Source organism: Desulfovibrio sp. TomC, from assembly GCF_000801335.2.
In the GTDB taxonomy this organism is placed as follows: Bacteria; Desulfobacterota; Desulfovibrionia; order Desulfovibrionales; family Desulfovibrionaceae; genus Solidesulfovibrio.
This window is the reverse complement of the sequence record NZ_JSEH01000005.1, coordinates 62,979-76,575: the sequence shown is the minus strand read 5'-3', so window position 1 is coordinate 76,575 and position 13,597 is coordinate 62,979. Positions and strand designations below refer to the sequence as shown.

At 59.6% G+C, this 13,597-nt stretch carries 24 protein-coding genes; all 24 read right to left on the bottom strand.

Features of this window, described 5'->3' with window-relative positions; all coding sequences use genetic code 11:
• Positions 1-2: 2 nt before the first annotated feature.
• The 24 genes from secY to fusA all read right to left on the bottom strand — a co-directional run bounded on the left by secY (position 3) and on the right by fusA (position 13,579).
• Entirely contained in the window at positions 3-1,316 is a 1,314-nt protein-coding gene (gene secY, locus NY78_RS06210) for a preprotein translocase subunit SecY (protein WP_043633140.1), read from the bottom strand.
• A 12-nt stretch (positions 1,317-1,328) separates the two neighbouring features.
• Positions 1,329-1,808, bottom strand: coding sequence for a 50S ribosomal protein L15 (gene rplO / locus NY78_RS06205; protein WP_043633137.1), 480 nt, complete (start codon positions 1,806-1,808; stop codon positions 1,329-1,331).
• Complete coding sequence (gene rpmD / locus NY78_RS06200; RefSeq protein WP_043633136.1) at positions 1,805-1,984, bottom strand: 50S ribosomal protein L30; 180 nt, start codon at positions 1,982-1,984, stop codon at positions 1,805-1,807. The genes rplO and rpmD overlap by 4 nt, the downstream gene beginning before the upstream one ends.
• Positions 1,985-1,996: 12 nt before the next feature.
• Complete coding sequence (rpsE, locus tag NY78_RS06195; protein ID WP_043633133.1) at positions 1,997-2,491, bottom strand: 30S ribosomal protein S5; 495 nt, start codon at positions 2,489-2,491, stop codon at positions 1,997-1,999.
• 19 nt (positions 2,492-2,510) lie between these two features.
• The gene (gene rplR, locus NY78_RS06190) at positions 2,511-2,870 is read right to left on the bottom strand and encodes a 50S ribosomal protein L18 (RefSeq protein ID WP_043633131.1); all 360 of its coding nucleotides are present in this window, start codon (positions 2,868-2,870) and stop codon (positions 2,511-2,513) included.
• Positions 2,871-2,881: 11 nt separating this feature from the next.
• Complete coding sequence (gene rplF / locus NY78_RS06185; RefSeq protein WP_043633129.1) at positions 2,882-3,421, bottom strand: 50S ribosomal protein L6; 540 nt, start codon at positions 3,419-3,421, stop codon at positions 2,882-2,884.
• A 25-nt stretch (positions 3,422-3,446) separates the two neighbouring features.
• Complete coding sequence (rpsH, locus tag NY78_RS06180) at positions 3,447-3,830, bottom strand: 30S ribosomal protein S8 (RefSeq protein WP_043633125.1); 384 nt, start codon at positions 3,828-3,830, stop codon at positions 3,447-3,449.
• A 16-nt stretch (positions 3,831-3,846) separates the two neighbouring features.
• The gene (locus NY78_RS23520; protein WP_075354031.1) at positions 3,847-4,032 is read right to left on the bottom strand and encodes a type Z 30S ribosomal protein S14; all 186 of its coding nucleotides are present in this window, start codon (positions 4,030-4,032) and stop codon (positions 3,847-3,849) included.
• Positions 4,033-4,043: 11 nt separating this feature from the next.
• Positions 4,044-4,583 (bottom strand): 50S ribosomal protein L5, encoded by a 540-nt coding sequence (rplE, locus tag NY78_RS06175; RefSeq protein WP_043633123.1) that lies wholly within the window; start codon positions 4,581-4,583, stop codon positions 4,044-4,046.
• Positions 4,584-4,600: 17 nt separating this feature from the next.
• Entirely contained in the window at positions 4,601-4,924 is a 324-nt protein-coding gene (rplX, locus tag NY78_RS06170; protein WP_024825647.1) for a 50S ribosomal protein L24, read from the bottom strand.
• A gap of 29 nt (positions 4,925-4,953) precedes the next feature.
• Positions 4,954-5,322: a 50S ribosomal protein L14 gene (rplN, locus tag NY78_RS06165; protein ID WP_043633119.1), complete on the bottom strand. Its 369-nt coding sequence runs from the start codon at positions 5,320-5,322 to the stop codon at positions 4,954-4,956.
• Between the two features lie 9 nt (positions 5,323-5,331).
• Positions 5,332-5,592 (bottom strand): 30S ribosomal protein S17, encoded by a 261-nt coding sequence (gene rpsQ / locus NY78_RS06160; protein WP_043633118.1) that lies wholly within the window; start codon positions 5,590-5,592, stop codon positions 5,332-5,334.
• 12 nt (positions 5,593-5,604) lie between these two features.
• The gene (gene rpmC, locus NY78_RS06155) at positions 5,605-5,799 is read right to left on the bottom strand and encodes a 50S ribosomal protein L29 (RefSeq protein WP_043633114.1); all 195 of its coding nucleotides are present in this window, start codon (positions 5,797-5,799) and stop codon (positions 5,605-5,607) included.
• 1 nt (position 5,800) lies between these two features.
• Positions 5,801-6,214, bottom strand: a complete 414-nt coding sequence (gene rplP / locus NY78_RS06150) for a 50S ribosomal protein L16 (protein WP_043633112.1) — start codon at positions 6,212-6,214, stop codon at positions 5,801-5,803.
• Positions 6,214-6,855: a 30S ribosomal protein S3 gene (gene rpsC / locus NY78_RS06145; RefSeq protein WP_043633110.1), complete on the bottom strand. Its 642-nt coding sequence runs from the start codon at positions 6,853-6,855 to the stop codon at positions 6,214-6,216. The genes rplP and rpsC overlap by 1 nt, the downstream gene beginning before the upstream one ends.
• Before the next feature lie 9 nt (positions 6,856-6,864).
• Entirely contained in the window at positions 6,865-7,197 is a 333-nt protein-coding gene (gene rplV, locus NY78_RS06140; protein WP_043633109.1) for a 50S ribosomal protein L22, read from the bottom strand.
• Positions 7,198-7,228: 31 nt separating this feature from the next.
• Entirely contained in the window at positions 7,229-7,510 is a 282-nt protein-coding gene (gene rpsS / locus NY78_RS06135) for a 30S ribosomal protein S19 (protein ID WP_006920471.1), read from the bottom strand.
• Positions 7,511-7,522: 12 nt separating this feature from the next.
• Positions 7,523-8,353, bottom strand: coding sequence for a 50S ribosomal protein L2 (rplB, locus tag NY78_RS06130; RefSeq protein WP_043633105.1), 831 nt, complete (start codon positions 8,351-8,353; stop codon positions 7,523-7,525).
• Between the two features lie 2 nt (positions 8,354-8,355).
• Positions 8,356-8,646 (bottom strand): 50S ribosomal protein L23, encoded by a 291-nt coding sequence (rplW, locus tag NY78_RS06125; protein WP_043633102.1) that lies wholly within the window; start codon positions 8,644-8,646, stop codon positions 8,356-8,358.
• Complete coding sequence (rplD, locus tag NY78_RS06120) at positions 8,633-9,265, bottom strand: 50S ribosomal protein L4 (RefSeq protein ID WP_043633101.1); 633 nt, start codon at positions 9,263-9,265, stop codon at positions 8,633-8,635. The genes rplW and rplD overlap by 14 nt, the downstream gene beginning before the upstream one ends.
• A gap of 11 nt (positions 9,266-9,276) precedes the next feature.
• The gene (gene rplC, locus NY78_RS06115) at positions 9,277-9,909 is read right to left on the bottom strand and encodes a 50S ribosomal protein L3 (RefSeq protein WP_043633098.1); all 633 of its coding nucleotides are present in this window, start codon (positions 9,907-9,909) and stop codon (positions 9,277-9,279) included.
• 12 nt (positions 9,910-9,921) lie between these two features.
• Complete coding sequence (gene rpsJ / locus NY78_RS06110) at positions 9,922-10,239, bottom strand: 30S ribosomal protein S10 (RefSeq protein ID WP_006920465.1); 318 nt, start codon at positions 10,237-10,239, stop codon at positions 9,922-9,924.
• Between the two features lie 4 nt (positions 10,240-10,243).
• On the bottom strand, positions 10,244-11,437 hold the full coding sequence (gene tuf, locus NY78_RS06105) for an elongation factor Tu (protein WP_043633095.1): 1,194 nt from the start codon (positions 11,435-11,437) through the stop codon (positions 10,244-10,246).
• Between the two features lie 69 nt (positions 11,438-11,506).
• A complete protein-coding gene (fusA, locus tag NY78_RS06100; protein WP_043633092.1) occupies positions 11,507-13,579 on the bottom strand; it encodes an elongation factor G in 2,073 nt (690 codons plus the stop codon).
• Positions 13,580-13,597: the final 18 nt, after the last annotated feature.

The following is a 13,597-nucleotide window of genomic DNA, read 5'->3' as shown; positions in this document are numbered from 1 at the left end:
ATCTACTGCCTACCCTTGATTCTCCCCTTCTGCATGAGACCTTCATACTGACGGGAGATAAGATACGACTCGATCTGGGACATGAAATCCATGGCCACGCCCACGACAATCAGAAGCGACGTACCGCCGAAATAGAAGGGTACGTTGAACTGCTGGATCAACATCATGGGCAACACACAGACGATAGAGATGTACATCGACCCCCACAGGGTAATGCGCACAAGCACCTTGTCGATGTATTCCTTGGTCTTGATCCCAGGCCGGATGCCGGGGATAAAACCACCCTGCTTGCGAATGTTCTCGGCAATATCGGCCGGATCAAAGATGATGGCCGTATAGAAATAGCAGAAGAACACAATCAGGGCCACAAAGATGACGTTGTAGGTTATCGTCTGGGGGCTGAAAAAAGCAGCCACGGTCTTCAGCCACGGAATACTGGAGAACTCGCCGAGGGTCGCCGGGAAAAGCAGAATCGACGAGGCGAAGATCGGTGGAATGACTCCAGCCGTATTGACCCGCAGCGGCAGATGGGTGGTCTGGCCGCCGTACATCTTCCGACCGACCATGCGCTTGGCGTATTGTATGGGAATTCGCCGCTGTCCCCGTTCCATAAACACGATGGCCACCAGGACGGCAAGCATCAAGGCGACGATGAGGAGCAGCATGAGCGGCGAAAGCTCGCCAGCCTTGAGCAGGTCAAAGGTGGACAGCACCGCCCGGGGGAGGCCAGCCACGATACCAGAATAAATGATCAGCGAAATGCCATTGCCAATGCCGCGCTCGGTGAGTTGTTCACCCAGCCACATGAGGAAAACCGTCCCGGCGGTAAGCGTCACAATGGTCATGAGGCGAAAGCCCCAGCCAGCGACAAGCACCACCGGCGCCCCTGTGGGACTGGCCATGCTTTCCAGGCCCACGGCAATGCCGAAGCCCTGGATCACCGTGATGAGCACCGTGCCGTAGCGGGTGTACTCCGTGATCTTCTTGCGTCCGGCCGCCCCCTCCTCTTTCTGCATCTTGGCCAGCTCCGGGCTGACGACAGTCAGGAGCTGGATGATGATGGAGGAAGAGATGTAGGGCATGATTCCCAGGGCGAAGATGGAAAGGTTGCGCAGCCCTCCGCCGGAGAACATGTCGAAAAGGCCAAAAAGGGTATTCTTGGCACTTTCGAAGAAATCGGCCAGGGCGGCCGAATCCACGCCGGGCACAGGCACGTGCACGCCGATGCGGTAGACGGCCACAAGCAGGAAAGTCCAAAGGAGCTTTTTTTTCAGCTCCGGCAGACGGGCCAGATTCTCTACTCCAGTAAGGGCCACAGCAACTTCCGTTTATTCAGTAGGGGTTTCGGCCAGGGCCTCGGGCGTTCCCAGGGCAATGACCTTGCCGCCGGCGGCAGTGATTTTGGCAGCAGCCTTGGCGCTGAACTTGTGGGCTTCAACCGTCACGGCAACCGAGACTTCACCGTCGCTCAAGATCTTGATCAGGGCGCCGGCCGGAGCCAGACCGCGATCATAGATATCGTCGAGAGTGATGGAGTCCTTGCCGTCAAAGGAGGCCAGCAGGCGGTCCAGGTTCAACGGCTGAAAGATAATCCGGAAAGGATAGTTCTTAAAGCCGCGCTTGGGCAGACGGCGGGCGATCGGCATCTGGCCGCCTTCAAACCAGGCGCGGTGCTTGGCGCCGGCCCGGGAATTCTGGCCTTTGTTGCCGCGGCCGGCAGTGCAGCCCCAGCCGGAAGCCCGACCACGACCGAGACGCTTGCGGGCGACCCGCTCTTCGGGAAAGGGGTAGAGCTCGTGGAGCTTCATGACTCGGTCACCTCAACGAGATGCTTGACCTTCGCGATCATGCCGACAACGGTGTCGGTTTTTTCGAAGGAACGTTCCTGCCGGATTTTTTTCAGCCCAAGGGAAGCCAGAGTGCCCCGCTGCTTGGGTGTATTGCCGTAGCGGCTTCTGGTCAACTTGACAGTGATGGTTGCCATGGCATGCAATCCTTATTTGCGCGGCGTGGAAAGCGCCTTGCCGCGCATGGCGCTGACCGAGTCGGCGCTGCGCAGCGAGGCCAGCCCTTCCATGGTGGCGCGCAAAACGTTGTGCGGGTTGTTGGTGCCAATGGCCTTGGTCAGGATGTCATGGACGCCGCAGGCCTCCATGATGGCGCGCACCGGGCCGCCGGCGATGATGCCGGTACCCTTGGATGCGGGCTTGAGCATGACCCGGCCGGCCCCGAACTGTCCCAGGGTCTCATAGGGCAGCGTGCCATCGAGCAGCGGCACGCAGATCATGGACTTTCTGGCCTGTTCCGTGGCCTTGCGGATGGCTTCCGGCACTTCGTTGGCCTTGCCCAAACCGTAGCCCACCGACCCTTTGCCGTCGCCAACGACAACCAGGGCGCTAAAGCTGAACCGGCGGCCGCCTTTGACGACCTTGGCGACGCGATTGAGATACACAATCTTTTCGATCTGAGACAGATCGGTCTGCTGGTCCATGCCGTCTTCCTTCACGCGTTTAGAATTTGAGGCCGCCATCCCGCGCTCCGTCGGCAAGGGCTTGGACCCTGCCATGGTAGATGTAGCCGTTGCGGTCAAACACAACGGTCTGGATGTTGCGTTCAAGGGCCTTGGCAGCCAGGTCTTTACCAACCTTGGCAGCAGCTTCCTTGTCGGCCTTGATCGCCTCGCCGCCCCTCAAAAGCGTCAGACTGGAGGAGGACACCATGGTCTGTCCGGTCAGATCGTCGATCACCTGGGCATAGATGTGCCGGTTGGACCGGTACACGACGAGCCTCGGGCGAGCAACCGTGCCGGCCAGTTTCTTGCGGATGCGGACTTTCCGACGCGCTCGCGCCAGGGTCTTGGTCATCTTCATCTGTCAAGCCCCTATTTCTTGCCGCCGGACTTACCGGCCTTGCGGCGAATGACTTCGTTTTCGTACTTGATGCCCTTGCCCTTGAAAGGTTCAGGCGGCCGGACGCGGCGGATACGGGCGGCAGTCTCGCCAATAAGCACCTTGTCGATACCCGACAAGGTCAGCTTGCTGCCCTCGACTTTGGCCTCGACGCCCTCGGGCAGCTTGAACTCCACCGGGTGGGAAAACCCGACGGCAAGCGACACCGTGGTTCCGGAGGTTGCGACCTTGTAGCCCACGCCGATGACCTCGAGGGTCTTGGAGAACCCTTTGCTGACACCCTCAACGAGGTTGGCAAGCAGGGTCCGGCGCAGGCCGTGCTGGGCGCGGGCGATCCGGGTATCATCTACCCGGGCCACCTGCACCTTGCCGTCGGCCACGGCATAGGTGATCTTGGGGTGGGTCGGCGTGGACAACTGGCCCTTGGGACCCTTGACCATAACCGCCTCGGAAGCCACTTCGACGGACACGCCGGCGGGCAGCTCGATTTCGCGTTTTCCTATCCTGGACATGACATCTTCTCCGCGATGGGTCTTCTTACCAGATTTCGCACAGGAGCTCGCCGCCAACGTTGAGCTCGCGAGCCTTGGCTCCTTCCAGGATACCCCGGGAAGTAGACAGGATGCTGATGCCCAGGCCGTTTTGGACCTTGGGGATAGCCTCGGCCGGCACGTAGACGCGACGCCCAGGCTTGCTCACCCTTTTGAGCCCCGAAATGATCGGTTTCCCGCCATGGTATTTAAGGTTGATGTTCAAGGCTGCCCCGTCAACGGCGTATTCGCCGATGTATCCTTCGTCCTTCAGGATGCCGGCAATGGCAAACTTCAGTTTGGAAGTGGGCAACGAAAGATCCGCGTGCAAGGCCCGATGGGCATTGCGAATGCGGGTCAACATATCGGAAATGGGATCGGTCACCGACATGGCGTCCTGCTCCTTGCTACCAGCTCGACTTGCGCACGCCGGGCATTTCGCCGGTCAGCGACATGTTACGAAAACAAATACGGCACACGCCGAACTTGCGAAGAAACGCCCTGGGACGACCGCAAATGGGGCAACGATTATAACCCCGAGTAGAAAACTTCGGTTTGCGGCTGGCTTTCACCATCAAAGATTTACGGGCCACGGCCGTTCTCCTTACTTTTTAAACGGCATTCCGAGCAGGTCGAGCATCATTTTGCCCTCCTTGTCGGCACCGGCCGTTGTGACGATGGTGACGTTCATGCCCTTGACGTGTTCGACGCGATCCACGTTGATTTCCGGGAAAATGCTGTGCTCCCGAATACCGAGGGTGAAGTTGCCGCGTCCGTCGAACCCGCGGTCAGGCACGCCGCGAAAGTCCCGAACCCGAGGCAGGGCAAAATTAATGAGTTTGTCCAGAAAATCCCACATCCGCTCCCGGCGAAGGGTCACACGGCACCCCACCGGCATGCCCTCCCGGAGCTTAAAGGCCGCGATGGACTTGCGGGCCCGTGTGATCACGGCCTTCTGTCCAGCGATGGCAGTCAGCTCGACCACGGCTTCCTCGATGAGCTTGTTGTTATTGCTCGCCTCACCCAAACCCATGTTGAGCGAGACAAAGGAAAGCCGGGGGATTTGCATGCTGGAGGTGTACCCGAACTCTTTTTTCAGATCCGGGGCTACCTTCTCGGCATAGATTTGTTCCAGGCGGGTCATACCGTTTCCTTTTGACGCTAGGCGATTTCGTGGTTGCACTTCTTGCAGAAGCGCACCTTGGTGCCGTCAGCGGTGTATTTGTAGCCGACCTTGGCCGGCTTGGCGCAACCGTCGCACAGAAGAGCCACGTTGGAGATGTCCAGGGGCGCTTCCTTTTCAATGATGCCGCCAGGGGTTTTGGCGTAGGGATTGGCCTTGGTGTGGCGCTTGACCATGTTCACCTTTTCCACCAGCACGGCATTGCGCTTGGGCAGGATCTTCAAGATCTTCCCCACTTTGCCCTTGTCCTTGCCCGTGGTGACCATCACCTTGTCATCTTTACGAATCCGATAGGTTTTCATGTCGTCCTCGATGTGCGGGAGCAGAAGTCCTACAGGACTTCGGGAGCCAGCGACACGATTTTCATGAAGTTTTTCTGCCGCAGTTCGCGCGCGACCGGTCCGAAGATACGGGTACCGACCGGCTCGAGGGAAGCCGACAGAAGCACGGCGGAATTGGAGTCGAACTTGATATAGGAACCGTCGGGCCGGCCGACTTCCTTCTTGGTCCGAACAACCACAGCCTTCATCACCGCGCCCTTCTTCACTTTGGAATTGGGCAGGGCGTCCTTTACCGACACGACAATGATGTCGCCCACCGAGGCGTACCGACGGCGCGAGCCGCCCAGCACCTTGATGCAGCAGACTCGTTTCGCGCCGGAATTGTCCGCCACGTCGAGATTGGATTCAACCTGAATCATGTCGAGCTCCTAGACCGCTTTTTCCATGATTTTTTCAAGATGCCAGCGTTTGCGGGCGGACAGCGGCCGATGCTCGATAATGCTGACCGTATCCCCGATGCCGCAATCGTTTTGCGGATCGTGGGCCATGAACTTGTTGCGGCGACGGATGTACTTTTTGTACAAGGGATGCTTGACCAGGGTCTCGACCATGACCACGATAGTCTTGTCGGCCTTGTCGGAGACCACGACACCGGTCAGCATCCGGCGATTGCTTTTATGTTCTTCCATGGTGATCCCCGATTAGCCTTGACGCTTCTTGTCGTTTTGCACCGTAAGGATGCGGGCAATGTCCTTGCGGACCTGACGCAGACGGTGGGTTTTTTCCAGCTGGGCCGTGGCATGCTGGAAACGCAGCTTGAAGAGTTCCTCGCGGCTCTCGCCAAGCTTCTTGGACAGGGCATCGATGTCCAGATCGCGCAGTTCAGTGGACTTCATATTAGAACCCCTCCCGGACAACGATCTTGGTCTTGATGGGCAGCTTGTGCTGGGCACGGGTCAAAGCCGCCTTGGCCGTGTCGATGTCCACGCCCTTGATCTCATAGAGCACCCGGCCGGGTTTGACCGGAGCAAACCAGCCGACCGGCGAGCCTTTGCCTTTGCCCTGACGGACTTCAGCCGGCTTCTCAGTGCGCACCCGGTCCGGGAAGACCCGGATCCAGACTTTGCCGCCGCGCTTGATGTGGCGCATGATGGCGACACGGGCGGCCTCGATCTGCTGGCTGGTGAGCTTGCCGTGCTCCATCGCCTTGATGCCGATTTCACCGAAGTCGATGCTGGCGCCACGAATGGCCGGACCGCGCAGGCGGCCCTTTTGCATCTTCCGGAATTTGGTTTTTTTGGGAGCCAACATTACGCTTCCACCTCATGGTCCAAAATCTCGCCTTTGAAAATCCAGACCTTGACCCCAATGACGCCGTAGGTGGTCTTGGCGATGGCATAGCCGTAATCAATGTCGGCGCGCAGGGTCTGCAAAGGCACCCGGCCGTCGCGGTACCACTCGGAGCGGGCGATTTCAGCTCCGGCCAAGCGGCCGGCGCAGGAAACCTTGATGCCTTCGGCTCCGAATTTGCGGGACAGGCCCACGGTGCGCTTCATGGCCCGGCGGAAGGCCACGCGGCGTTCGAGTTGCAGGGCGATGTTCTCGGCCACCAGCTGGGAATCGATCTCGGGACGGCGGATTTCATTGACCTCCACCGTGAACTCCCGACCGAAACGCTGCTTGAGATCGCCGCGAACCTTCTCAATTTCCGTACCTTTGCGGCCGATGACGATACCGGGGCGGGCGGTGTGAATGATCAACCGGATCTTGCCCCCGGCGCGTTCGATCTCGATCTTCGAGATGCCGGCGTGGTACAGGGTCTTCTTCACGAATTTACGGATATTGCTGTCCTCGAAGACAAACGCAGGATAATCCTTTTTGGAAAACCAGCGGGAGAGCCAATTCTTGTTGTATCCGAGGCGAAATCCGTAGGGATGTACTTTCTGTCCCATGTGTCGCTCCTAATTCTCGGCCACAACAACGGTGATATGGCTCGTGCGCTTGACGATCCGGAAGGCGCGTCCCATGGAGCGGGTCATTATCCGCTTGTGGGTCGGCCCGGGATTGACGATCACCTGCTTGACCGTAAGGTTGTCGATATCCACCCCGGAAATCTGCTCGGCGTTGGCCACGGCCGAGTGGAGCACCTTGCCGATGATCTTGGCCGATTTCTTGGGGGTGAACTTCAGTAAGTTCATGGCCTCCTCGACCGGACGGCCGAGGATATTGGCGGCTACGAGCCGCGCCTTTTGGGGCGACACGCGGATGTATCTGGCGATGGCTTTTGCTTCCATGGTTTTTGTCCCGACGGGGTACGCTCCCCGACTACTTTTTCACTTTGCTTTTCTTGTCCGCGGCATGGCCGTGGAAGGTCCGCGTGGGGGCAAACTCGCCGAGTTTGTGGCCGACCATGTTCTCGGAAACAAAAACCGGAATGAACTTTTTCCCGTTATGCACGGCGAACGTCAGTCCCACCATCTCAGGCAGGATCATGGACCGACGGGACCAGGTTTTGATCACGCGCCGATCTTTGTTCTCCAGGGCGTAGGCGACCTTCTTCTCAAGGTGATCGTCCACGAACGGACCTTTTTTGAGCGACCGAGGCATAGGCGTTTCCTCTTACTTTTGTCCGCGCCGCTTGACGATAAGCTTGGACGAGGGCTTTTTCTTGTTGCGGGTCTTGTAGCCCTTGGTCGGCTTACCCCAGGGAGTGACCGGGTGACGACCGCCAGAGCTCTTGCCCTCGCCGCCGCCGAGGGGATGGTCGACCGGGTTCATGGCCACGCCGCGAACCTTGGGGCGGTTGCCAAGCCAGCGGTTGCGCCCGGCCTTGCCGATGGAGATGTTCTCGTGCATCACGTTGCCGACCTGGCCGACCGTGGCCAGGCAGCTGGCCAGCACGTTGCGGACTTCGCCCGAGGGCAGACGAAGCAGCGCGTACTTGCCTTCCTTGGCCACGAGCTGGGCGTAGGTGCCGGCAGCCCGACACATCTGACCGCCGCGGCCAGGATTGAGCTCAATGTTGTGCAAAAGGGTGCCGACCGGGATCTTTTTGAGCTGCAAGGCATTGCCGGGCTTGATGTCAGCGCCGTCGCCGGCCGTGATCATATCGCCGACCTTGATCCCAACCGGAGCCAAAATGTAACGTTTCTCACCGTCAGCGTAATGCAAAAGCGCAATTCGGGCGCTACGGTTCGGGTCATACTCCACAGAGAAGACCTTGGCCGGGATGGCGAATTTATCACGCTTGAAGTCGATGATACGGTACAAACGTTTGTTGCCGCCCCCGCGCCGACGCGAGGTGATCCGACCGTAACAGTTGCGGCCGGAGGCATGCGGCAGGCCTTCGCACAGGGACTTTTCAGGCTCGGTCCGGGTGATTTCCTCGAAGGTCGAGACCGTCTGGAACCGGCGGCCGGCCGACGTGGGCTTAAGCTTGCGGATGGACATGTCTAAACCCCTTCGAAGAACTCAATTTTGTCGCCCTGGGCCAGGGTCACATAGGCTTTCTTGTAGCCGGCGATACGGCCGGTCACACGACCCATGCGGGAACGGGCGAGGCTGCGGTGCTTGACGACGCGAACACCGGTCACCGTCACCGAAAACGCCTTGGCCACGGCCTTGGCGATCTCGATCTTGTTGGCGTCGGGATGGACGAAAAAAACCACCTGATTGTGGGCGTCTTTCACCATCGTGGCCTTCTCGGAAATGACGGGCCGTAAAAGGATGCTAGCGTATTCCATAACCAAGCCTCTCCTGAACCTTGAGCGCCGCGTCCTTGAACATGATCACATGATCGTGCAAAAGCACATCGTAGACGTTGAGCATGTCCTGACGGATGACCTTGATGCCGGGAATATTCCTGGCGGAAAGCTCGAGATTGTTATCCGAATCAGGCAGGACAATCAAGGCTTTTTTCAAACCGAAATCCGAAACCACCTTGACCATCTGCTTGGTCTTGACTTCGGGGAAGGTGATGGCGTCGACAAGGACCAGCTGCTCGTCCCCAAGCTTGGCCGAAAGCGCCATGCGCATGGCCAGCTGGCGGACCTTCCGGTTCACCTTGAAGGAGTAATCCCGGGGCTGGGGTCCGTGGACCACCGCGCCGCCGCGCCACAGCGGGGAGCGGGTGGAACCGGCGCGAGCCCGACCGGTGCCCTTCTGGCGCCAGGGCTTGCGCCCGCCGCCGCGCACAAAGGCGCGGGTCTTGACGGAATGGGTACCGGCACGTTTGGCGGCCAACTGGGCGCGCACCACCAGATGCAGCAGTTCGGGCTGCACCTCGACTTCAAAAACCTCGGGAGCCAGATCGACCGTGCCGATTTCCTGGTAGCCCTGGTTGTATAATTTCACATTTGCCATGGCTTACCCCGTTATCCCTGCTTGCGGACCACGACCACGCCATTGCGCGGGCCGGGTATCTGACCCTTCACCAGGATCAGATTCATTTCGGGGCGCACGTCGACCACCAGCAGGCTCGGCACGGTAACCGTGCGCGCGCCCATGTGGCCGGCCATCTTCTTGCCCTTCATGACCTTGCCCGGCTCGGTGTTGTGACCGATGGAACCGCCGGAGCGATGGGCCTTTTCCGTTCCGTGGGTCTTTTTGAGACCCTTGAAGTTCCAGCGTTTCATAACGCCGGCAAAGCCCTTGCCGATGGAGGTGCCGGTGACTTTGACCACTTCGCCCGGGGCGAAGATGTCCACCGTCACGTCCATGCCCTGTTCGAACGGCACCGGGCCGTCCAGGCGGATTTCCTTGAGCACCCGGAAGAAACCGCGAGCGGCCTTGTCCAGGTGGCCCTTCATGGGCTTGTTGACCTTGCGTTCCGGGATCTCGTCGAACCCGATCTGCATGGCGTTGTACCCGTCGGTCTCCAGGTTCTTGACCTGGGTGACGGGGCAGGGTCCGGCCTGAATAACGGTGACCGGAATGATTGAGCCGTCGTCGCCGAAAATCCGGGTCATGCCCAGTTTCCGGCCGAGAATTCCAAGCGTGGCAGCCATGCCAACCCTTCCTTAGAGCTTAATTTCCACGTCAACACCGGCAGGAAGGCTCAGTTTCCCGAGCGCATCCACGGTTTGCTGCGTGGGCTCCATAATGTCCAGGAGACGTTTGTGAACCCGCATCTCGAACTGTTCACGGGACTTTTTGTCCACGTGCACCGAGCGGTTGACCGTGACCTTGTGAATATCCGTGGGCAAGGGAATGGGACCGGCAACGCCGGCTCCGGTATTGCGGGCGGTATCCACGATCTCGGCCACCGCTTTGTCCAGGATGCGGTAGTCGTAGGCCTTCAGTTTGATACGAATGCGATCATTTTGCATGGAAACCATGATATTACTCCACAATCTCCGACACGACACCCGCGCCGACGGTGCGGCCGCCTTCGCGAATGGCGAAGCGCAGGCCCTTTTCCATGGCGATGGGGGCGATCAGTTCCACGTTAAAGGTGGCATTGTCGCCCGGCATAACCATTTCCACACCCTCGTTGAGGGTAACCACGCCGGTGATGTCCGTGGTACGGAAGTAGAACTGGGGACGGTAGCCGGTGAAAAACGGGGTGTGACGTCCGCCTTCTTCCTTGTTGAGAACGTACACCTCGGCCTTGAACTTCCGATGCGGGGTGATGGAACCCGGCTTGGCCAGGACCTGTCCCCGCTCGACATCATCGCGCTTGACGCCGCGCAAAAGGACACCCACGTTGTCGCCGGCCTGACCCTGATCCAGGATCTTGCGGAACATTTCAACGCCGGTGCAGGTCGTTTTGACGGTGTCCTTGATGCCGATAATGGCCACTTCGTCGCCAATCGTCACGATCCCGCGCTCCACGCGGCCGGTCACGACGGTGCCGCGGCCGGAGATGGAGAAGACGTCTTCGATGGGCATGAGAAACGGCTTGTCGATGTCGCGCTTGGGCTCGGGAATGAAGCTGTCGCAAGCGTCGAGCAGCTCGAAGATCGGAGCGGCGTCGGGGCTGTTGATGTCGGCCGCTTCCAGAGCCTTGAGCGCCGAACCCTTGATGACCGGGATGTCGTCGCCGTCGAAGCCGTACTTGGAGAGCAGCTCGCGCACTTCCAGTTCAACCAGCTCCAGCAGTTCCGGGTCGTCAACCAGGTCCACTTTATTCATGAACACGACCAACTGGGGCACGCCGACCTGACGGGCGAGCAGGATATGCTCACGGGTCTGGGGCATGGGACCGTCGGTGGCGGCGACGACAATGATGCCGCCGTCCATCTGGGCCGCGCCAGTGATCATGTTTTTGATGTAGTCGGCGTGACCAGGGCAGTCGACGTGGGCATAGTGCCGCTTGTCGGTCTGATATTCGACGTGGGCCGTGGCGATGGTGATGCCGCGTTCCTTTTCTTCCGGCGCCTTGTCGATCTGGTCGAAGGGAATGTACTCGCCAAAGCCCTTCATGCTGGCCAGCCGTGTGATGGCGGCGGTCAGCGTGGTCTTGCCGTGGTCGATGTGACCGATGGTGCCGATATTGACGTGCGGCTTGGTGCGTTCAAATTTCGCCTTGCCCATAGGGTCCCCCTGGAACTTCCGCGCTTGCGGGTCTTCGTTTTGGCGTCCTCGCCCGAAACGCTGCGAGCGTTATTTCTTCTTCATTATCTCTTCGGCCAGACTGGCCGGAACACGCTCATAGTGGTCAAAGATCATGGTGAAGGTGGCGCGGCCCTGGGATTTGGAACGCAAATCCGTGGCATAGCCGAACATGGCGGACAGGGGAACGTGGGCCGTAATGACCTGGGCCCCGGCCCGTGATTCCATGCGGGCAATCCGTCCGCGACGACCGTTTAAGTCACCCATGATGTCGCCCATATATTCGTCGGGCGTGACCACTTCAACCGCCATGATCGGTTCGAGCAGCACAGGCGAAGCCTTGCTCACAGCTTCCTTGAAGCACTGGGAGCCGCAGATGTAAAACGCCTGCTCCGAGGAGTCCACTTCGTGGAAGGAACCGAAGACCAGCTTGACCCGGATGTCCACCAGGGGAAATCCGGCCACCACGCCGCCTTTGAGAGCATTCTGAATGCCCTTGTCAACGGCCGGGATGTATTCTTTGGGGATGATGCCGCCCGTGATATCGTTGATGAATTCGTAGCCGCCGTCTTCCTTCGGCTCGATTTCGAGAACGACATGGCCGTATTGGCCGCGACCGCCGGTCTGCTTGACGTAACGCAGATCGTTTTTGACCGCCTTGGTGATGGTCTCGCGGTAGGCAACCTGGGGCTGGCCGACGTTGGCGTTGACGCCGAATTCGCGCATGAGCCGGTCGACGATGATCTCCAGGTGCAGCTCGCCCATGCCGGCGATCAGGGTCTGCCCGGATTCTTCGTCGGACTTCACGCGAAACGACGGGTCTTCCTTCGTCAGCTTGCCGAGCGCCTGGGACAGGGCGTCGCGGTCGGCCTTGGTCTTGGGCTCGATGGCCACTTCGATGACCGGTTCGGGAATGTCGAGGGACTCCAAGGCGACCGGGCGGTTTTCCGCGCACAGGGTGTCGCCGGTGGAGGTGATCTTCATACCCACCGCCGCCACGATGTCGCCGGCTTCCGCACTCTTTATCTCTTCGCGCTTGTTGGCGTGCATCTTCAGCAGTCGGCCGACGCGTTCCCGCTTGCCGGTATTGGCGTTGAGGACGGTCATGCCGGACTCGATGGTGCCGGAATACAGGCGCAGGAAGGTCAGGTGCCCGATGAACGGGTCGCTCATCAGCTTAAAAGCCAGGGCAGCCAACGGCAGCTTGGGGTCGCACGGGCACTCGATGGACTTTTCCTTGTCGTCGGGATCGTAGCCGACCATGGCCGGGATATCCACCGGCGAAGGCAGGAAATCGACGACGGCGTCGAGCAGGGGCTGCACGCCCTTGTTCTTGAACGCCGAGCCGCACAGCACCGGGCAGATCGACAGGGCAATGGTGGCCTTGCGAATGCCGGCGATGATTTCCTCCGGGGTCAGCTCTTCCCCGGCCAGGTACTTTTCCATCAAGGTTTCGTCTTCTTCGGCAATGGCCTCAAGCATCTGCAGGCGCCACTCTTCGTAGAGCTCCAGCATGTTCTCGGGGATGTCGCCGGTGACGTATTCCTTGCCCTGGGTGGCATCGTCAAAGATCAGGGCCTTGCCATGGATCATGTCGACGACGCCCAGGAAGTTGTCTTCGGAACCGATGGGCAGCTGCAACGGCACGGGCTTGGCGCCCAGGCGATCGCGGATCATATCCACACAGCGGAAAAAGTCAGCGCCAGTGCGGTCCATCTTGTTGACGAAGCTCATGCGGGGAACGCGATACCGCTCGGCCTGACGCCAGACCGTTTCCGTCTGCGGTTCGACGCCGGCAACGGCGTCGAAGACGGCCACAGCGCCGTCAAGGACGCGAAGGGAACGCTCGACCTCAATGGTAAAATCCACGTGGCCGGGCGTATCGATGATGTTGATGCGGTGATCGCGCCAGTAGCAGGTGGTGGCAGCGGAAGTGATGGTAATTCCGCGCTCCTGTTCCTGAACCATCCAGTCCATGGTGGCCTGGCCGTCATGCACTTCGCCAATTTTGTGCGACACCCCGGTGTAAAAAAGAATACGTTCCGTGGTGGTCGTCTTTCCGGCGTCAATATGGGCCATGATGCCGATATTGCGCTGCCGCTCTATGGGTACGGTCCGAGACACGACGATATCCTTTAGGCG